18 protein-coding genes are annotated in these 20,067 nt (G+C 68.7%); 2 read left to right on the forward strand and 16 right to left on the reverse strand.

The window, feature by feature from the left end; translation table 11 throughout:
• From VI056_13520 to VI056_13560, 9 genes are all read right to left on the reverse strand, one after another.
• A partial coding sequence (locus VI056_13520) for a SpoIID/LytB domain-containing protein (GenBank protein HEY6204045.1) occupies nt 1-2,528 on the reverse strand: 2,528 nt, incomplete at its 3' end.
• Nucleotides 2,529-2,910: 382 nt separating this feature from the next.
• Nucleotides 2,911-3,750 carry a rod shape-determining protein MreC gene (gene mreC / locus VI056_13525; protein ID HEY6204046.1) on the reverse strand — a complete coding sequence of 280 codons (840 nt, stop codon included), beginning with the start codon at nt 3,748-3,750 and terminating at the stop codon, nt 2,911-2,913.
• A gap of 9 nt (nt 3,751-3,759) precedes the next feature.
• Nucleotides 3,760-4,788, reverse strand: a complete 1,029-nt coding sequence (locus VI056_13530; protein HEY6204047.1) for a rod shape-determining protein — start codon at nt 4,786-4,788, stop codon at nt 3,760-3,762.
• Between the two features lie 99 nt (nt 4,789-4,887).
• Nucleotides 4,888-6,291: a hypothetical protein gene (locus VI056_13535; GenBank protein HEY6204048.1), complete on the reverse strand. Its 1,404-nt coding sequence runs from the start codon at nt 6,289-6,291 to the stop codon at nt 4,888-4,890.
• A 69-nt stretch (nt 6,292-6,360) separates the two neighbouring features.
• Entirely contained in the window at nt 6,361-7,053 is a 693-nt protein-coding gene (gene radC, locus VI056_13540) for a DNA repair protein RadC (protein HEY6204049.1), read from the reverse strand.
• A 27-nt stretch (nt 7,054-7,080) separates the two neighbouring features.
• Nucleotides 7,081-7,482, reverse strand: coding sequence for a hypothetical protein (locus VI056_13545; GenBank protein ID HEY6204050.1), 402 nt, complete (start codon nt 7,480-7,482; stop codon nt 7,081-7,083).
• Nucleotides 7,483-7,494: 12 nt separating this feature from the next.
• Nucleotides 7,495-7,989: a zinc ribbon domain-containing protein gene (locus VI056_13550; protein HEY6204051.1), complete on the reverse strand. Its 495-nt coding sequence runs from the start codon at nt 7,987-7,989 to the stop codon at nt 7,495-7,497.
• A gap of 4 nt (nt 7,990-7,993) precedes the next feature.
• Nucleotides 7,994-9,052, reverse strand: a complete 1,059-nt coding sequence (locus VI056_13555; GenBank protein ID HEY6204052.1) for a GDP-mannose 4,6-dehydratase — start codon at nt 9,050-9,052, stop codon at nt 7,994-7,996.
• A gap of 74 nt (nt 9,053-9,126) precedes the next feature.
• The gene (locus tag VI056_13560; protein ID HEY6204053.1) at nt 9,127-9,525 is read right to left on the reverse strand and encodes an SRPBCC domain-containing protein; all 399 of its coding nucleotides are present in this window, start codon (nt 9,523-9,525) and stop codon (nt 9,127-9,129) included.
• 32 nt (nt 9,526-9,557) lie between these two features.
• Here VI056_13560 and VI056_13565 point away from each other — a divergent pair, with 32 nt between their 5' ends.
• Together VI056_13565 and VI056_13570 are read left to right on the forward strand one after the other, a co-directional pair.
• Nucleotides 9,558-10,082: a histidine phosphatase family protein gene (locus VI056_13565; GenBank protein ID HEY6204054.1), complete on the forward strand. Its 525-nt coding sequence runs from the start codon at nt 9,558-9,560 to the stop codon at nt 10,080-10,082.
• Nucleotides 10,079-11,041 (forward strand): hypothetical protein, encoded by a 963-nt coding sequence (locus tag VI056_13570; GenBank protein HEY6204055.1) that lies wholly within the window; start codon nt 10,079-10,081, stop codon nt 11,039-11,041. The genes VI056_13565 and VI056_13570 overlap by 4 nt, the downstream gene beginning before the upstream one ends.
• Before the next feature lie 10 nt (nt 11,042-11,051).
• On the opposite strand, the gene VI056_13575 is transcribed toward VI056_13570, so the two are convergent.
• From VI056_13575 to purQ, 7 genes are all read right to left on the reverse strand, one after another.
• On the reverse strand, nt 11,052-12,482 hold the full coding sequence (locus VI056_13575) for a pyridoxal-dependent decarboxylase (GenBank protein HEY6204056.1): 1,431 nt from the start codon (nt 12,480-12,482) through the stop codon (nt 11,052-11,054).
• A gap of 630 nt (nt 12,483-13,112) precedes the next feature.
• Entirely contained in the window at nt 13,113-13,700 is a 588-nt protein-coding gene (gene purN / locus VI056_13580) for a phosphoribosylglycinamide formyltransferase (GenBank protein ID HEY6204057.1), read from the reverse strand.
• Nucleotides 13,697-14,743 carry a phosphoribosylformylglycinamidine cyclo-ligase gene (gene purM, locus VI056_13585; protein ID HEY6204058.1) on the reverse strand — a complete coding sequence of 349 codons (1,047 nt, stop codon included), beginning with the start codon at nt 14,741-14,743 and terminating at the stop codon, nt 13,697-13,699. Before purM ends, purN begins: the two co-directional genes overlap by 4 nt.
• The gene (gene purF / locus VI056_13590; GenBank protein HEY6204059.1) at nt 14,740-16,149 is read right to left on the reverse strand and encodes an amidophosphoribosyltransferase; all 1,410 of its coding nucleotides are present in this window, start codon (nt 16,147-16,149) and stop codon (nt 14,740-14,742) included. Before purF ends, purM begins: the two co-directional genes overlap by 4 nt.
• Nucleotides 16,150-16,151: 2 nt before the next feature.
• Nucleotides 16,152-18,458, reverse strand: coding sequence for a phosphoribosylformylglycinamidine synthase subunit PurL (gene purL / locus VI056_13595; protein ID HEY6204060.1), 2,307 nt, complete (start codon nt 18,456-18,458; stop codon nt 16,152-16,154).
• 44 nt (nt 18,459-18,502) lie between these two features.
• Complete coding sequence (locus VI056_13600) at nt 18,503-19,354, reverse strand: HepT-like ribonuclease domain-containing protein (protein HEY6204061.1); 852 nt, start codon at nt 19,352-19,354, stop codon at nt 18,503-18,505.
• An 8-nt stretch (nt 19,355-19,362) separates the two neighbouring features.
• On the reverse strand, nt 19,363-20,067 hold a 705-nt coding region (gene purQ, locus VI056_13605), incomplete at its 5' end, for a phosphoribosylformylglycinamidine synthase subunit PurQ (GenBank protein ID HEY6204062.1).

Genomic DNA, 20,067 nt, shown 5'->3' on the forward strand with positions numbered 1-20,067 from the left:
CCGCCCTTGTACGAGTTGTAGCCGTACGAGCGCGCGGCGTAGGCCTGCGCCTTGAGCGCCTCGGGGTGCCACGTCGTCGGCATCTCGAGCGGGATCACGCCGCGCACGTAGTCATCCCAGGTCACGACGTTGACCGCGCGCAGCGTGCCGCCGAGGCTCGTGAAGCGGAAGTTCCCTCGATAGATGCCCTTTTCGGCGAAGCCGAGCGGCTGGTTCGGATCGAGCGGCACGACCGCGGCCACCGCGACGATGCGAACGAGACGCGGCGTACCGCTGTTGTCCCACACCTCGACGCCGCCGGGGTCCGCGACGAACTGCCACGGCTGCTTGGGCCCGGCGCGGCCGATCTCGGCGTTCCCCGACATCTCATCGAGGACGCGGAACCCACCATCTGACGACACGTTGCCGGCGGCGCCGCCGAAGAAGCGGTTGTCGCCGCAGCGGTAGCGCGCGACCGACGACGGCTGAGAGAGAAGGACGCGCACCTGCGGGCGCGAGGCGTCGACGAATTGGAACGACGTGCCCGGGTAGTACTTCTGAACGATCTGCTCCGCGTTGAGCGTGAGGCCGGTGACGCCCGTCGCCCAACCCTGCGCCCCGTACTGGCTCATGCCGAGGCCGTGCCCGAATCCGCTCCCATAGAAGACCACACCGGAGACGACGCTGAATGGCTCGCGCTTCGTCGCAACGCCGGTGCTGCTGAACCACGCGACGCCCTCGAGCACCAGGTCCCAGGAGATGACGTAGTCGCCGACGCCCTGCGGCACCGCGACGGTGATCGGCACGGTGACCTGCGAGAACGGCGGCACGTCGTTCGGCAGCACGCCACGCGCGCCGTCCCACACGACCATGTCGCCGGCCGCGGTGGTGATGTGATAGCTGAGGCTCACCTTGTTCGGCCCGCTCGCGGACCACGCGCGCGGTCCGTAGTTGAGGACGGTGGTCGAGAGCGCGATCTGCGCGCCGATCGTGACCTGCGCCGGCGTCGTCGTGCCGGCGTAGCCCGCGGTGAATCCGCTCGTGACGCTGAGCGGCACGCGCGCCGGCGGCGAGCCGGTGCCTTCGAACCATCCGATGCCCTCGCGCACCAGATCCACGACGAGCGTGTAGCTGCCGGACTGGCCCGGTGTGATGAACGTGATGCTCAGGTCCTTCGACGCGCCCGGCAGCACGTCGGCCCCGAGCGGCGTGCGCGCGCCGTCCCACACGACCGCGCGACCCGCGGAGTCGAGGATGTGGTACGCGAGGTTGATCGGATTCGCCCCCGCGAAGTTCCAGGGGATGTTGCCGTTGTTCGTGAGCTTCACCGCGATCGTCTTCGTCTCGGCCCAGTAGGCGGACATCGCGCTCACGCCGTCGAACGTCGCCGCGTAGCGCAGCGCCCCGACCGTCGCCGGCATGCGATATGGCGTACCGCCGAACGACGCGAACCAGCCGACGCCCTCACGCACCGGATCGATCGTCAGCGTGTAGGTGCCGGGAGCCGATGGCGTCCCGACCTTGAGCGTGACGTTCGCCGACGCGCCGGGCTCGACGTTCGCGGCGAGCGGCGTGCGCGTGCCGTCCCAGATCACGGTGTTCCCCGCGGCGTCGCTCCAGTGATAGGAGACGTCGACGAGATTCGGACCGGTCGCGTTCCAGGCGGCGGCGCCGCTGTTCTTCAGGACGATCGGCACGTCATAGGTGCCGCCGGCGATGAACGACGGCAGCGTCGGCGGTGTGACCGCGGCGACGAAGCCGGCAAGGGCGGTGACGGGGATCGGGTTGCTCGGCGGGAACCACGCGACGCCCTCCTTGACCAGCGCGAAGCGGAGCAGGTAGGCGCCGGGCACCGGCGGTGCGGTGACGGTCGAGGTTACCGTGGCCGACGTGTTCGGTGCGACAGCGGCAGCGAGCTTCGTGCGCGGTCCGTCCCAGAGGACGGTGTTACCCGACGCGTCGTACCAGTGGAGGCTGAGGTTCACGGGACTCGCGCCGTCGATGTTCCACGGCTGGTTGCTGGTGTTCGTGAGCGCGACCGCGATCTGCGCGTTCGTGCCCGCAGGGATCGCCGTCGGTGGCGTCGCGACGGAGTACGTCGCGCTCATCGTCGCGGACGGGACCTGGACGACGTACGCCGCGCTCTGCGCGAACCATGCGACGCCCTCCTTCACGAGCGCGAAGTTGAGGCGGTACGCGCCCGGCGTGGTCGGCGCCGCGACCATCGCGGTGAGGGTGTGGCTCGCCCCGGCCACGACGTCGTTCAGGAGCAGCGTGCGCGGCCCGTCCCACATGACGGAGAGCCCTGCGGCGTCGTACCAGTGGTAGCTCAGCTTCACCGGGTTGGCCCCGGTGACGTTCCAGATCTCGTTCCCGATGTTCTGGACGGTGATCGAGACGGGCACGGACGCGCCCTGGACGATCGCCGTCGGGGGCGTCGGGACGGAGTAGGTGGCGGAGAGGACCGGGAGTGGGGCTGCGAGGACCGGCGTGGCGAGCAGGAGGCAGGTAAGGAGCGCCACGGGCAGGGTGAGGCGACTCAGGAGCACGTGAATGGCAACGACCTCACCAGGGGAACGTTACCTGCGGGTCGCTTGGCGGCCTGTCGTGCCGAACCTTGCTGTTCGCAGAGATGGTGTCGGTTCCGGAGGCAATGCACATATCAACGAGAAAGGGCGACATCGCAGTCGCCCTTTCCCCTCCCCACCGGTCACTTGAAACAATGAGTCAGCCAGAGAAACGCTGGCGGCGTTCACTTCGGACCAACTCGTTTCCTCCCCGCGCTTCGGAGATTAAGGATTAGCCGAGGGCGAACGTCAACGTCCTAATTCCGTGCGGCGCGCGAACCACCTACGCGTGGCGAGCCAACTTCGCGACGTGGACGTCACATTACGAAAAAGGATGCGCGGCTTGCGCGCGCCTGCGCTCGATCTAGTTCGTCTTCACCACGAGCACGTGCTCGAGCCGTCGCAGGTCGACGGCCGGCGTGATGATCGCGCGGTTGTAGGCCGCCGCCTCGGCCGTCTTGACCTGGGAGATCGTCCCGATCACCAGCCCCTTGGGATACAGCGAGCGCAGCTCCTCGCCGATCCCGAGCCCGGCCGTGATCACCACGTCGCCTTCCTTCACCGGCTCGGTCTGGAGGATCCAGTCCATGATCAGGGAGTCGCCGAACTGGCCGCGGACGACGCCGGTCGCCCGGGAGCCCTGGACCAGTGCGGACACCACAGATGACGAGTCGGTGACGAGCAGCACCTTGCTGTAGTTGGTCCCGACCTCGCTGATCCGGCCGACGAGGCCCTGATCCGACAGCACGACGTGGCCGACCTTGACCCCGTCGTCGCTGCCGATCCCGAGGACGATCGAGTGGAGGACGCCGGCCGGGTCGCGGGCGATCACCGGCGCGGGCACGCTCTCGAACGGCACCGTCCGCTGCAAGGTCAGGAGCTTCTCGGCCTGCTGGCCTGCGATGGCCTGCTCCCGGAGCCGCACGTTCTCCAGCGTCAGCCGGTCGTTCTCCGTTTGGAGGCGCGAGTTGTCGTCGCGCAGCCGATCGATCTGGGCGATCGCGGACGCAAAGCGGTCACCGGCGGCGCCGATGTCGGCGAGAACGCGCTGGACCGGGACGAGGAGCTGGGTCAGGAAGGTCGACGTGCCAAGAACGACGTCGGTGTTCCGGAGCCCCAGGAGCAGCAGGCTGACCACGACGAGCACGGTGAAAGGCCGCAGAACGCTGCCCTGGGTACGACGTGCGCGACCGAAGCTCGCCATGCGAAGACGCTAACGCGGGTTCGACGTATATGTATCCATCACGAGGGATCTTTCGTACTTCACGAGGTCCTCGACGATCATCCCGCAGCCCCGCACGACGCAGGTCAGGGGATCCTCGGCGACGTGGACGGCCATCTGCGTCGCCTCGGCGACCCGCGTGTCGAGCCCGCGGAGGAGCGCGCCGCCGCCCGCGAGGTAGATGCCCTGGTCCATGACGTCGGCGACGAGCTCGGGTGGCGTCTCTTCGATCGTCTGCTTGATCGCCTCGACGATCGAGTCGATCGACGGCTCGATCGCTTCGCGGATCTGTGCGCTCGTCACCTCGATCGACCGCGGCAGTCCCGTGAGAAGATCGCGGCCGCGGAAGTACGTCGAGACCTCTTCATCGAGCGGATACGCGGACCCGATCGCGATCTTGATGTCTTCGGCGGTCCGCTCGCCCATCAGCAGGTTGAACTCACGTCGCGCGTACTGAACGATGTCGCTGTCCATCTCGTCACCGCCGATGCGGATCGAGCGCGAGATGACGATGCCGCCGAGTGACGTGACCGCGACCTCGGTCGTGCCGCCACCGATGTCGACGATCATCGAACCCGTCGGCTCGTTCACCGGAAGTCCCGCGCCGATCGCCGCTGCCATCGGCTCTTCGACGAGACGCGCCCACCGTGCGCCCGCGGAGATCGCCGCGTCCTGCACCGCGCGCTTCTCGACCTCGGTGACGCCGGATGGGATCCCGACGATCACGCGCGGTCGCGGGAAGAGCAGCGCACGCTCGTGCACCTTGCGGATGAAGTAGTTGAGCATCTGCTCGGTGATGTCGAAGTCGCTGATGACCCCGTCCTTGAGCGGACGGACGGCGATGATGCTCGCCGGGGTCCGTCCGACCATGCGCTTCGCCTCGGCGCCGATCGCGAGGATCTGACCCGTGCGCTGATCCTTGGCAACGACCGATGGCTCGGCGATGACGATGCCGCGCCCGCGCACATGCACGAGCGTGTTCGCTGTGCCGAGATCGATGCCGATGTCGCGGGAGAACATGCCGAGGAGACCATCGAACAAAGGTGGGGATACCCCTTCCAGACGCGGAGCCACGTTCACGCGAAGGATAACGTCGCAGCGCGTCAGAACGCGCGCGCGTCAGGGTCCCGGTGTTGGAGTCGGGGTCACGAAGGGCGCGAGGGTCGCGGTCGGCGAGGGCCGAGGTGTCACCGCGGTACCGGTCGCCGTCGTGCCGGTCGCGCTGGGCCGCGGCGAGACGCTCCCGCTCGGGCGCGGCGAGACGCTTCCGCTCGGTCGCACCGTCGGTCGGGGTGTCGCCGTGAGGGGACGGCGAGTCGTCGCGGGTCGCGGCGTCGGCGTCGGCGCGGGCGTGCCGGGGATCACGCGCAGCTCACCCGCGCTCGAGAGACCCGCGAGACGGATCGGTTGGTAACGGTCGTCGTACACGATGACGCGGTGGACGACGCGGGGCGGCGTCTCCTCATAGACCCACACGAGCGTGCGCTCGACGTTGGCCCACGCCTCGAAGATCCGGATGTGACCGGTCCGCTTTGGATCGCGACCGATCGTGAGGTTCATCGCGTCACCGGGCCGCAGCTCGCCCTTCGTGATCGGGAACGAGACGTTCCAGATCGAGTCAGTCGTGTACCGGCTCACGCTCCACGTCCAGCTCACGTACGCGGAGCAGTCCATGCCCGCGTTCGTCGAGTTACCGCCCCACACGTACTTCAGCCCGAGGAGCGACGCGGCGCGCGACAAGATGCGTTGACGGATCTGCGCGGTCGCGTCGGGCGCGGGCTCGACCGCGGGCGCGGGTGGCGGAGGCGGTGGTGGAGCGGCGGGCGCGTTCGCGCCGAGCGGATCGGCTCGCAGCGAATCCACCGACCGAATGATCTTGTCCTCGAGCACGCTCCAGTCGGAGTCGGACGCGGCGGCGCGGATCACGACGACGCGGTCACCGGGGCGCGAGAAGAAGTACCGGCTGAAGATGTGGACTCCTTCGTAGACCGCTTCATCGTCGAGGGTGACGAAGCCGGACGTCGCGCCCATCTCGCCCTCGCCGCGCACCTTCTTCTCCTTCTTGTCCATGCCGACGAGCCCGCTGTCGACGCGCGCGAGGCCGACGCTGATCACCGCGCCGGCATCCGCGACGAGCCCACTCGTGATCGGGATCGGAGCGGCGTACAGCGTCGGGTCGGAGAGGCGCACCTGGTAACGCACGATCTCGAGCACCGGCTCGGGCGGATCGGAGACCGGGTTCAGCGCGCTTGCAGGGCCGCGCACCCAGCCTGCTGGCGCCACGAACGACACCTTTGTCTCGTTGTCGGCGAAGACCTGCGGCAGCGCCATGCCGACGCTGAGGATGTCCGGCACCGCCGCGCGCGCCGGCGCGGCCTGGTAATCGGAGGCGACCGTGGCGCTCTCGTCTTGGGCCGCGGGGCTGTCGATGGTGCGGCTGCCCTGCAGCGGGAAGATCACCACGGCGGCAAGAGCCAGTGCCGAGGCGGCCCGCGTGATGACCGGTCGGGCTGACGGTCCCACCGGCTTTCGGAACGACCGCGTTAGGCGAACGTGTCAGCCAGATACGCCTTCGCTACGCGAAGGCTGCCTCTATCCCAGCGGGAGACTGAACACGCCGCCGGGCCGCTCGCGCCTGAGGCTCACCCATCGTCCAGCCCCGAAAATCACGTGATCCACCACCTCTATCCCTAGCAGCCGCCCGGCCGCCGCGGCGTCTTTCGTCGTCCGGATGTCATCGGCGGAAGGCGACGGATCGCCGGAGGGGTGGTTGTGCGCCAGCAGGATCCCCGAGGCGTTGCGGCGCACGGCCTCGGTGAACAGCTCGCCGATCCGCACCGAGGTGCCGGCGACGTTGCCCACGTAGACCGGCACGACCGCGGTGAGCCGATGCTTGCGCGACAGCAGTGCCACGACGAGGGACTCGCGCTCGAGATGCGCGAAGTGTGGCGCGAGCGCGGCGGCGGCGAGGTCCGGCGTGTCGCAGCGCTCGCCGTCGGCGCTCGCCGCGATCACGCGGCGGCCGAGCTCGCACGCGGCGGCGACGCGCACGGCCGTCGCGAGGCCGAGGCCGGCGTCACGCAGGCGGGAGACGTCGGCCCGACCGACGGAGCGAGTGCCGCCGATCGCACGGAGGACCTCATTGGCGATGAGCAGCGCGGACCGCCGGCTTGTGCCGCTTCCGATCAAGAGCGCGAGGAGCTCGTCATCCGAGAGCGACGACGCACCGCGCGCGACCAGACGCTCGCGCGGGCGCGTGGACTCAGGCCATTCGCGAATGGGCACGCGCCAGGAATATCGGACGCCGCTGGACTACGCCGGGGCGACGGAAGACCGCCTCCAGTCGACGACCGCCGCGACGACCGCGGCGCCGACCAGAACGATCGCCGCGATGGTGATCGCCTGCGACCCGGACACGGCGCAGGCTACAAACGGTCTGTCTGAACTGGCGACACCTGATAGCCCGTCGGTCTCGCAGACGGGGCGGCCGAGGAACGGGTACCCGGACCATGCGAACAGGATCGCGAACCCGAGGATCGCCGGCCAGATGGCGCGCAGCCAGTTCCGTTCCCGGCTGAAGATCGCGATCGTCATGAGCGCGGTCAGCGCGATCCCGAAGACGAACACGAGATTGCCTGCCCGCGGTCCGTAACTCGTCCCGTACGCGAGAAGCAGTGCCGATGCGAACTGGACCACGCGCGCGAGGAGGATCACGTCACCGCGGCGCTATTCGGCCGCCTTGCCTCCGGCGTGGACGGTCCAGTCGCGCTCGTCGAAGTCCTTCGCGCAGTACGGGCAGATATTCCACTCGGGCCGGATGAGCTTCGCGCACGAGGGGCACATCCGCTTGAGGCGTGTGCGGCACGTCGGGCAGAGGATGAAGTCCTCCTGCACGCGTTCCTTGCAGGTGGGACACACGACGCGCTGCTCCGCTTCCGCGAGGAGGCTCTCCTCCGCGAGCTGCCGTTCATACGCTTCACCGAGCGTCTCCCTCGGACGCACGATGAGATAGAGGAAGAGTCCGAGGACGTTGAGCACGACGACGAGCAGGCCGGCGAGGTACGGAAGGATCGGATTCTCCGTGCGCTGCTGCGCGTCGCGGACGGTCCAGAAGACCATCGCGAGGTAGAGGAAGAGAACGTAGAGACCCGCGCCGCGTACCGCGAGCTGGACGAGCGGGTTGTTGACGAACGTCGTCCAGAGTCCACCAAGATCAGGCACTTACTTAGACCTCCGCCCCGAGCTGCGTATCACGACGCACGCGCTCCCGCCAATAGTCGAGTAGGTCCGCCAGCGTCTTCTCGAACGGGATCTGCGGCTCCCATCCGGTCGCGCGCTGGAATTTCGCCGTGTCCGCCCACAGGATCGGAACGTCGCTCGGTCGCAGCCGGGCGGGGTCCTCCTGCGTCTTGATCTTCACCGACGAGTGCGAAAGGAGGATGTCGAGCATCTCTCGGATCGACCAGCACTTGCCGCGCCCGACGTTGTAGACCTCACCGGGCTCGCCCTTCTCGAGGGCGAGCCAGTACGCGCGGACCATGTCGCGGACGTCGGTCCAGTCGCGCTTGCTCGTCAGGTCGCCGTGGTAGATCACCGGCTCGTGCTTCCCTGCCTCGATCAACGCGATCTGGCGCGCGAGGGTACTGGTCACGAAGTGCGTACCGCGCCGGGGACCGGTGTGGTTGAAGCCGCGTGTCACGACGAGGTGCATCCCGTAGGACTTGAAGTACTGGTACGCGAGCTTGTCCTGCGCCACCTTGCTCACCGCGTACGGCGAGAGCGGGCGCAGCGGATTCGTCTCTTTCATCGGGACCTCGTCCGGGTGGACGAGCCCGTATTCCTCGCTCGACCCGGCGATGTGCATGCGGATCTGCGTGTCGTGCCGCCGGATAGCCTCAAGCAGGTTGAGCTGCGACTCGATGTTGATCCGCAGCGTCGCCGCCGGCTCGTCGAACGAGGACTGCACGTACGACTGCGCCGCGAGGTGGAAGACCCGCTGCGGCTGGACCGAAGCGATCAGCTTCTCGACCGCGCCGGGATCGGTGAGCTCGCAGTGCAGGAGCGTGACCCGGCCTTTTCGGCCGTCGTCGCGGAGCGTCCCGCCGGTCGGATACCGGCCCTCGATCATCTCCACCTTGTTCTGGGCAGTCAGGGTCTCGAGGTTCTCCGTACGCGAACGCCACCGGTACGTCGCATAGATCGCGACGCCGGGGTGGTGCGCCAGGATGTACTCCGCGAGATGGCTGCCGGCGAAGCCGGTGACACCCGTGATGAGGACCCGCATCTCGCCGAACAGTAGCAAACACCGTGCCGCGCTTGGTCGCCTACCGTCCTAGCGCCTGGGTACGCGCAGCTCCGTTATTTCGCCCGTTTCACGCCGAATTGCTTACGCAATGGGCTCCAGTAATACACGCGCCAGCCTTTGGCGATCTCGCCGTGGAACTTGTCGGGCACCCCGGTCTGCGTGAAGGTGACGCGGGTCCCACCGGTGGTGCGAGCTAGCGCGAACGTGGCCTTCGAATACGTGCCCTTCGGCCAGTTGTTCGCACGCCAGGTCTGCACAATGCGCTTGTCCTTGGTGAGCCTGAGGTGCTTGCCCTCGAGATCGTGACCGACCTTGAACGCGCCGCCGACCCGCCGACTCACGGTCGTGGGCTGCCGCGAGAGCCTGGTGTGCTTCTTCGAATCCATGATGGTCTCGTAGATGTCGTGCGGGGTCGCGCCGCGGATCGTCGCCGTCTGCCGGATGGTCTTCATCTGCCCCTCCCTATCCTTGCGAGACTAATCCGGTGAGCATTCTGGAGATCCGCCGCCACGCCGAGCGCGTCAACGCCGCCGATAACCAGAGCGCCCTCTCGGCCGCCGGTCGCGCGATGTGCGAGCGACTCGCGAAGGACGCGCCGAGGTACGCGCTGGTGGTGTCGAGCCCGCTGCCGCGCGCGAAGGAAACGGCCGAGCGCATCGCCGGGCGCCTCGACGCGGCCGAGCCAGCGCTTCTGCCGGATCTGGGCGGCGCCGCCGCTCGGATGTTCGGCGAAATGAAGACGCTCGCCGACTGGACCCTACTCATGCGCACCGACGAGGCGGCGCGGCGCTTCGCGCAGGAGCAGCTTCCCGTCTGGTCGCGGATCGCGTCCCGCGTCGGCGAGAAGGACCGGGTGCTCGCCGTCTCGCACGGCGGCATCGTCGATCTCCCCGCGATCGTGATCGCCGACAAGCTCGGAGCGAAGCTGAACGGACCATCGTTCGGGTACGGTGAAGGCGTACGCGTGACCTACGCCAAGGGCGCACCCGTGAAGATCGAGCGCCTATGAGGTGGCTGCCGGTCGCGCTCGTCCTCGCGTTCGTCGCGTGCGAGCCGCGCGTCGTCGTCACGCGCAGCGGATCGCCGCAGGTCCAACCGGCCGCCACGGCGAGCGGAGCCACGCCGTCCGCGTCCGGGAAGACCGCCCCGCCGAAGATCGCCCTGCGACCCATCCCGAGCGTGACGCCGCCGTCGCGCCTACTGAGCTCCGAGCAGGCGAGCGACATCCCCGTGACTCCGCTGCTGCGCTTCCTCATGACCGACGACGGCCGCGTCATCACGCAGGACGCCAGCGGTCAGCTCCTCCAGCGCAAGCTGACGCCGACGGGGACCGCGACGATGCTGCTGCAGGCGATCCAGACGGGTCTCTTCGACAAGGACGCGAGCTATCCGCGCGTGCCCGTGCCCGGCACCACGCCGCCCGGCCGAGGTCCGACGTTCCTGATCCTCACCGTCGCCAACGCCGGACGCGAGGTCCGCGTCTCGTTCGAGCCCACCGGACAGCCGGACGACGAGCAGTATCAGAAGTCGACCACGCGCGAGAAGCTGACGGCGCTCGCGCGCGGTTATGAGGATCTCTCATGGGTCGCGACGAACCTGTGGGCCGACTCACGGCAGCAGCCATACCAGCCCGTGTTCCAGCGGCTGTTCATCCTGGCGGAGCCGAACCAGGCGCCCGTTCCCTACGGGAGGCAGCCGGACGCGGATGCGATCTGGCCGTTCCTCACGCCGATCGACGCCGTGGGCGGGCCGATGAGCGGCACGCTGTGGCGGTGCGCGGTGATGGTCGACGAGGACGCCCAGCTCCTTGGCGACACGCTGACCCAGGCCGGGGCCGCGAGGCGGGACAGATCGAGCACCACCGCCGCGCTGACGTGGCACGCGACCGGATCCGTGCGGCTCGTCGTGACACCGCTCATGCCGCACGAGTCCGCGAGCTGCGCGGGCGCGGCTCCGCCGCTGTTCTAGCCGCGCGGCGCTACGCGACCGTCACTCCGAGCCGCGCGCCGAGCTCGCGCACGACCTCGACGATGAGATCGATGTCTGTCTCGGTCGTTCGCCAGTTCACGATCGCCGGCCGGAACGCGACGCGTCCCCGATAGCGCGTCGTCCCGACATACACGCGACCGTCCGCGAGCAGATCCGCGCCGATCTTCGCGTTGAGCGTGTCGAGCGCGTCCTCGGAAACATCGCCGGGTCGGTACCGGAAGCAGACGATGTTCAGCGGGACATCCGCCATGCGCTCCAGCTCCGGCGCGGCGTCGACCGCACGCGCGAGCCGCTGCGCGAGACCCAGATGCCGCTCCACCATCGCGCGATGACCGGCTCGGCCGTACGCGCGCAGCGTCGCCCAGACCGCGATGCCACGCGCGCGACGCGACGCCTCGGGTCCGCGTCCGCCGAACATCGGATGCTCGCCTGCCTTCGGCAGGTATGGCGCGCCGATAGCGAACGCCGCGTCGAGCAGGGACGCGTCGCGAACGAACGCGAAGCCCGAGTCATAGGCCACGTTGAGCCACTTGTGCGCGTCCGCGATCACGGAGTGCGCGCGCTCGACACCAGCGGCCAGATGCGCGGCGCGCGGCGTGACTCGCGCGAAGAGACCGAAGGCGCCGTCGACGTGCAGCCACGACCCATACCGCTCCGCGAGGTCGGCGAGACGCTCGATCGGATCGAAGTCGCCGGCGTTCACCTCGCCGGCGTTTCCGACGATGATCGCCGGCGCGCCGTTCAGCGACCGGAGCGCGGCCTCGAGCGCGGCGAGATCGACCCGGCCGACGTCGTCGCGCGCGAAGCGGTGCGCGGTCTCGCGGCCGATGCCGAGCATCGCGAGCGCCTTCGTCGCGCTGGGATGGATGTAGCCGCTCGATAGCACCGGGACTGCCGGCAGACCCGCAAAGCCTCGAGCGTCCACGTCGACGCCGTGACGCTGCGCCCACCAGCGGCGCGCAGCGGCGAGCGCGGTGTAGTTCGCCATCGTCGCGCCGGTCGTGAGGACCCCGCCCCACGACTGCGGGAGGCCGAACAGATCCTTGAGCCAGTCGATCGCGAGCTCCTCACAACGTGTCCCGAGCGGCGTCGAGTCGTACGCCGCGGCGTTCTGATCGAACGCGGACGTGAGCCAATCTGCGGCGAGGGCCGCGGGCGTCGTGCCGCCGATCACCCAGTGGAAGAACCGCGGGCCGGATGCGCGCAGCGCCCCGTCGCTGGCGCGGACGAGCTCGTCGATCGCGACAAGCGCGCCATCGCCGTCCTCAGGAAAGGTCGCGCGGAGCGACATCGCGGCCGCGTCTGCGCCGGGCCGCCGCACGAGGTCGGAGTCGATCGTCGTGAGATACCGCTCCGCGGCGGTCGCCGCCGCGCGCAGCGCGGTCGCGACCTGATCGCGTTCGTGAATGGGGTCGGGCACGCTCCGAGTCTAGGAGCCCGGGCGTGAGCGGGCGGCGATGACCTCCGCCTCGCTCCGGCTTTCTGATCGTCCTTCTGCTTCATGTGCTGGCCGCGTTCGCGTATGTCGCGGGCTATGTCGCGACGAACGTCCTGACCGAGCTCGCACGTCGCACCGACGATCCCGCGTTCCGCCGCGAGGCACTTCGGTCTCGACACGTATCGTGGTGACCGGCATCTTCTTCTGGGGCGACGATGCCGTCCTTCTGCGTGAGTGACGATCATCGTCTTGATGGTGCTGCGGCCGTTCTAGCGACTCGCATTCAGCGCGCGTTCAGGAGTACCAGTACCACTCGCTCGGGGGAGCCTATTGCCCGTGCTGCGGGCGGGGTCCTAAATGACAGGCGGCAGAGTGGGAGCCTCACCGGTGGGGATCGGCGAGGCGAGAGGCTAGGGGGATGCCTTGAGCGCGGGACACAGTCTGCGTCGTCAGAACTACAGTTTCGTGACCAGCACAGCGCCTGTCGTAGCGAACACGGAAATGCACGCAAAGCGAGTCATCATGGCGGTCGTCACCGCGATCGCGCTCGACATCGCCACCTTCGGGTCCATCGCGACACTCCTCCGCTAGACGCCGCACCGCCCAGCGGTGCTACGCGGCGAAGGTCCGGATCGCGTCGACGATGGCCTTGTGCTCTTCGGCGAGCACGCGCGCCGAAAGCGTGGAGACGTCGTCGCCCGGCTCGACCGGTACGCGGCGCTGCACGACGATCTCGCCGAGATCGATGGTGTCCGGATGGACCCGATGCACCGTCACACCGGTCTCCGTCGCGCCTGCGGCCAGCACGGCCGCGTGAACGCGATCGCCGAACATCCCTCGCCCACCGAACAGCGGCAGGAGCGCGGGATGGACGTTGATGATCGGCACGTTCGCGAGACGGACGAAGTACTCGGGACCCAGGATGTGATCGAAGCCCGCATGCACGACGAGCCGCGCTCCGGCGCGAACTAGCGCGTCGGCCATCGCGGCCTGCGCGGCCGCGCGCGTCCCGTAATCCTCCGCCGTGAATGCCGCATTCGGCACCCGCGCGCGCGACGCGCGGATGAGCGCGGGCACGCCTGCCCGATTCGAAGCGACGAAGACGACACGCGCCGAAAGCGCGCCGGTCACGCACGCGTCGAGGATCGCCTGCAGATTCGTACCGCGGCCTGAGACGAGGACGCCGACGGACAGCGTCACCGGGATGCCCAGCGCACGCGGCGCGGTCCGCTCGCGGCTTCGACGCGACCGATCTCGACGGCGCCCGGCACCGAACGCAGCGCCGCCGCAGCCTCATTCGAGGGGACCATGACGACCAGGCCGATGCCCATATTCCAGGTGTCCCATTGATCGAGCTCCGGGACGGTGCCCAGCTCGGCGAGGACGCGGAAGATCGCCGGGACCTCCCACGAGCTGCGATCGATCGCCGCTCCGAGACCCGCGGGGAGCGCACGCGGAAGGTTGCCCTCCCATCCGCCACCGGTCAGATGCGCGATCGAGCGCACGTGCACCGCCGACGACAGCGCGCGGAACTGCTTGAGGTAGCTCGTATGCGGCGCGAGGAGTGCGTCGCCGAGCGTGATGCCGCCGAGCTCAGGATGCGGCGCCGTGAGCGCGTCCTTCACATCGCGACCCTGCGCGCCCGCGATCCGCGCGACGATCGCGCGCGCGAGCGTGTAGCCGTTGGTGTGAAGGCCGCTCGACGGAAGGCCGATGCACGCGTCGCCTTCCTGCACCGACTCGGGCCGCAGGATCGCTTCGCGCGCGACCATACCGACGAGGAAGCCCGCGAGGTCGTAGGCGCCGGGCTGGTACATCCCGGGCATCTCCGCCGTTTCGCCGCCCAGCAGCGCGCAGCCATGCGCGGCGCAGGCGTCGGCCATCGCGCCGACGACGCGCGCGAACACGGCGGGGTCGATGCGTGAGGTCGAGAAGTAGTCGAGGAAGAAGAGCGGCTCGGCACCCATCGCCATCGCGTCATTCACGCAGTGGTGGACGAGATCGGTGCCCACCACCTCGTGTCGATCCAGAAGGCGTGCGATCTCGAGCTTCGTGCCGACGCCGTCGGTCGTCGCGACCAGAACGCGGTCCTTGCCCGGTGACGCGAACAAGCCGCCGAACGCGCCGATGTCGCCGATGACCTCGGGTGTCTTCGTACGAGCGATACGCTCGCGCACCTGCGCCAGCGAACGCTCGGCACGCGTGGGGTCGACGCCCGTCGCGCGATAGGTGAGCTCGGTCACGCCAGCTCGGTCTCGAGCACGCTCTTCTCGAGCTCCAGCTGCACCGGGACGAGATAGTCGCCGGTGAAGCAGGCGGTGCAGTGTTCGTCGCGCGTCGCGCCGGTCGCGCTCACCATGCCGGCGAGCGAGAGATAGCCGAGCGTGTCCGCCCCGATGTGGCGGCGGATCCCCTCGATGTCGAGCCGAGACCCGATGAGCTCGCTCCGCTTGGCCATGTCGACGCCGAAGAAGCACTGGTGCTGGATCGGCGGCGAGCAGATGCGCATGTGGACTTCCTTCGCGCCGTTGCGGCGAAGCAGGTCGACGATCGGGCCGCTGGTGTTGCCGCGCACGATCGAGTCGTCGACCACGACGATGCGCTTGCCCTCGAGCACGTCGGAGAGCGCGTTGTACTTGAGCGCGACGTTGTGCCGGCGCAGCTCGTCGGACGGCTGGATGAACGTGCGGCCGATGTAGCGGTTCTTGATGAGCCCCTCGTGGAAGGGGATCCCGCTGCGCCGCGCGTATCCGACGGCCGCGGGGATCGCGCTGTCCGGCACGGGGATCACCGCATCGGCCTGCGCGGGATGTTCGTCGGCGAGGATCTCGCCCATCCGCTCGCGTGTCGCGTACACCGAGACGCCGCCGAGCCGGCTCGAAGCCGACGCGAGATACACATGCTCGAAGATGCACAGGCCGCGGCGATCATGCGATGCGAGATCGGCGATCGTGACCGGACCGCGGTCGTCGATCCGCAACACCTCACCGGGCGCGACGTCGCGCACGAACTGCGCGCCGATCGTGTCGAGCGCGCACGTCTCGCTCGCGACCAGCCACGCGCCACCCTTGCGCCCGAGGCTCAGCGGCCGCACACCGAGGGGATCGCGGATCGCGTAGAGCGCGGTCGGTGTCAACAGGACGAGGGACCACGCGCCGACGAGCGTCGGCAGCGCATGGACGATCCGCTGGTCCCAGGAGGTGCCGGTCGCGTGAACGATCGCCTGCGCGACGACCTCGGTGTCGGACGACGTGACGAAGTGCACGCCGTCGCCGGCGAGCTCGTCGCGGATCTCGCGGGCGTTGATGCAGTTGCCGTTGTGCGCGATCGCGAGCTCGCCCAGTCCCTCGGCACGTACGGTGAACGGCTGCGCGTTCTGGATCTTCGACGCACCGGTCGTCGAGTAGCGCGTGTGGCCCATCGCGGCGCGGCCGGTGAGCACGCCGAGGTCCGGCTCGCTGAAGACCTGGCCGACCAGGCCCATGCGGCGCACGACCCGCAGGTCGCGTCCGTCGGTCGCGGCCATACCCGCGGATTCCTGACCGCGGTGCTGCAGCGCATATAAGGAGAAGAACATCAGCCGGGCGGCCTCCGCCGGATCGGCGGTGGCCTGCTCGCGAGGGCTCCAGATGCCACACACGCCGCACATGCCTAGACCTCCCTCCCCAGCGCTCGCGCGAGCCCGTTCCCATGCGCATCGATCAGCGCGGCGATCGGCAGACCCAGGACCGGCGCGATCTCGAGCAGATCTCCACCGATGGTCCCGAGCGTCCACACCGGGACGTCGTGCTGGGCCGCGAGCGCGCGCACCTGCGACTCCAACGATGGACCGAGCACGAGGACCACGCCCGACGGACCTTCACCGAAGAGCGCGACGCGCTTGTCGATCCCGCGGACCGCGGGGAGGACGACCTTCATGCCGATCCGATCGCGCAGCGCGAGCTCGGCCAGCGCGACGGCCAGGCCGCCGTCGGAACGATCATGCGCAGCGCGGATCGTGCCGGCGCGGTGGGCGGCGAGCACGAAACGCTGCAAGCGGGCTTCGAGCGCGAGGTCGATCGCGACGGGGCCCTCGTGGAGGCCGACCTGTGCGCCGTACGCAGAAGCGCCGACGGAGACGTTCGCGCTGCCGGCGAGCATCACGACGTCGCCGCGGCGACCCGATGTCACCGGGACGTGACGCGTCACGTCGTCGATGTGACCCACCGCGCCGATCACCGCGGTCGGCCAGATGTCCGCGCCGCGCGTCGCGTTGTACAGCGAGACGTTGCCGGAGACGACCGGCACGCCCAGCGCGTCGCAAGCGGCGGAGATGCCCGCGATGGTGCGCTCGAGCTGCCATGCGCCCTCAGGACGTTCTGGATTACCCAAGTTGAGGCAGTCCGTGATGGCGAGAGGAGTGGCGCCAACGCAAACAACGTTGCGAAGCGCTTCGGCGACTGCCGACGCTGCTCCAACGAAGGGGTCCAGCGCGGCGACCCGAGGCTGCGCATCGATGGCAATCGCGATGCCGTCTGCGCGTCCTTTAATGCGAAGCAAAGCGGCGTCGGCGCCGGGACCAAGGACCGTATCGGTGCCAACCATCTGGTCGTAGGTGCGATAGATCACGGAGCGGGACGCGACCGCCGGCGATGCAAGCAACTCAAGCAATTCGAGTCCGATCTTGTGCGTGGGCTGGGCGCGCCCGGCGGCGGCGAGGTCGAGGGAGGGGCCAGGCATATCGACGAGCGTGGGGCCCCCCGCGCGTTCGCCGAGCGTCTCGTCGTTTAGGAAGGGGGCGCCGCGAGGAGAGAGGCCGGCCCCGACCGAGGCAACGTCGCCGCCGCCGGGCGCCTTCGCCCACTCCTTTATGTCGTACTCGGGGGCTTCGTCTGCCAGCAACGCCGGCGGGAGCGTCGCGACCGTTTCGCCGTCGCTCAGGATGGTCAGCACCTGTTCTTTGGTGACTTCTCCGATTCGCACGCCGTGCAGCTCCCATTGGCGGAAGACGCGCTCGACGTCGCCTTCGCGTCCCGGTCGAGCGATCACCAGCATCCGCTCCTGCGACTCGCTCAGCATCACTTCATAGGGCGTCATCTGTTTCGCTCGACGCGGCACCGCGTCCACATCGATGCGCATGCCGACCCCACTTCGGGCCGCCACCTCGCTCGAGGCGCAGGTCAGCCCGGCGGCGCCCAGGTCCTGCACGGCCTCGACCGCATCGGTCTCCACCAGCTCGAGGGTCGCTTCCATCAGCAGCTTCTCGAGGAATGGATTTCCTACCTGCACCGATGGCCGTTTCGCATCGTCCTGCGCGCCAAGCTCGAAGCTCGCCAGCAGGGAGGCGCCGGAGATCCCATCGCGGCCGGTGTCCGAACCGACGAGATAGACCGCGCTTCCGGGCCGTGCCGTGTTGGCGCGCGAGAGACGGTCACGGCGAACGAGACCGACGCACATCGCGTTCACGAGCGGGTTCTCGAGATAGCAGCTCTCGAACGAGACGTGACCGCCCACGTCCGGGATGCCGACGCAGTTCCCGTAATAGGAGATGCCACCAACGACGCCGGACAGCAGGCGGCGCGCGCGCGGCGCGCTCGGCGGCCCGAAGAACAGCGCGTTCAGGACCGCGACGGGGCGCGCGCCCATCGCGAAGACGTCGCGCAGGATCCCGCCGACGCCGGTGGCCGCGCCTTGATACGGCTCGACGGCCGAGGGATGGTTGTGACTCTCCACCTTGAACGCGCAGAGCAGCCCGTCACCGAGATCAACGGCGCCGGCGTTCTCTCCCGGGCCGAGCGCGACGCGCGCACCCTTCGTCGGTAATGTGCGCAGCAGCTTCTTCGAATGTTTGTACGCGCAGTGCTCGCTCCACATGGCGCCGAACATCGCCCACTCGAGAGGGTTCGGCTCGCGGCCCACTAGCTCGCGCACGCGGGCGCCCTCGAAGGCAGTAAGGCCGACCTCGGAAAGGATGTCCAACTTAGGCTGCGCCGTTTCCGCCCCCGTGAGCACAGGGGGCGAGCTCATACCGCGGAGTCGGCTCCGATGAAGCGTTCGATCTGATCGGCGAATGCCAGCAGATCGGGTACGCGAGTTTGGACCTGCGTGTACACCTCGTCGATGTCGGTCTGCTCGCGGTCATACGCAAGCAGATTGCGCAGGCTCGCGAGATGCTCGAGACGGTAGGCGAGCTGCTTGTCAATGATCCCGTGCTTGCCGATGGCGTCGAGGATGTCGTGGTACGCCTCGGGCTTCGGCAGCGCGAGCGCCATCACGAGATACGCGCCCGTGCCGAAGAGCAGCTCCACCGCCTGCTGCAGGTACCACTGCGCAAGTCCGTAGAGCTTGGGGTCCGAGCGGAACTTCATGCGCTCGATCGGGCGCAGATCCGAGAGGAGCTGCGTGTACTCGCGCAGGCGCGCGAGACGCGCGAACACGTACTCGGCGTCGATCGCGAAACGCTCGCCCTTCGTGCGTTCCGCGAGCGCCTTGCTCTGGATGTCGTCGTACTTCTGGAACTCGAGGTACTCCATGACCGCGCGCGCCTCCCACTGGACCCGGCGCTTGTGATCGCGCTGGAAGAGGAGGCTCCAGCTGCGGATGACCTGCGCGCGCTGGAGGAGCGAGGCCTGGTTCAGGATCACGACGTCGAGGCCCTCGGTCTCGAGCGTCTTCGACAGCTCGCTCACGAAATAGACCTGGTAGTCGAAGAACTCGTTGGTCTTCACTTTGTCGAGGAGGAGGAGCCCGACGCTCTGGTCGGAGAACGCGCCCGCCAGTTTGCGTGCGGCGGGGGTGCCCTGGCCGTAGGCAGCGTCGACCGGGCTCGTCTGAAAGAGCGACTGGAGTTGGGCCTGTTTCTCGAAAAGGTCCATCTCTATACCTATCTATATATGGCAGGAGCCGTGCCTGCCAGAGCCGGGGCCAGATTGGCGAGGACCCGATACCCGTCGGTCCCCCCTAAGAGTGCCTCCGAGCACCGTTCCGGGTGAGGCATGAGCCCCACGACGTTCCGGCCCTCATTGCAGACCCCTGCGATGTTGCCCGTCGATCCGTTGGGGTTGGACGCTGCTGTCGCCGCACCGCGCTCGTCCGTGTAGCGGAAGATGACCTGACCGCGCGCTTCGACGTCGGCGAGCGTCTCCTCGTCCGCGACCCAGCACCCCTCGCCGTGCGCGATCGGCATCCGGAGGATGGCGCCGCGCAGGCCCGCGGTCCACGGCGTCGTGTCGCTCTCGACTCGCATGTGGACCCAGTCGCAGCGGAACTCGAGGCCGCGGTTGCGCACGAGCGCGCCGGGCAGCAGCCCGGCCTCGCACAGGATCTGGAATCCGTTGCACGAGCCGAGCACGAGCTTGCCCTTCTCGGCGAAGCGGCGCAGCGCCTGCGTCGCCGGCGAGAGCTTCGCGATCGCGCCGGCGCGGACGTAGTCGCCGTAGGTGAACCCGCCCGGAACGATCGCGGCGTCGTAGCCCGCGAGGTCGGCGTCCTCGTGCCAGAGGATGTCGCTCTCGACATCCGGCACGAGCGAGAGCGCGTGCTGGAAGTCGCGCTCGCTCCACGTGCCCGGGTAGCGGAGGATCGCGAC

The organism is Candidatus Limnocylindria bacterium (assembly GCA_036523395.1).
Lineage (GTDB): Bacteria > Chloroflexota > Limnocylindria > P2-11E > P2-11E > CF-39.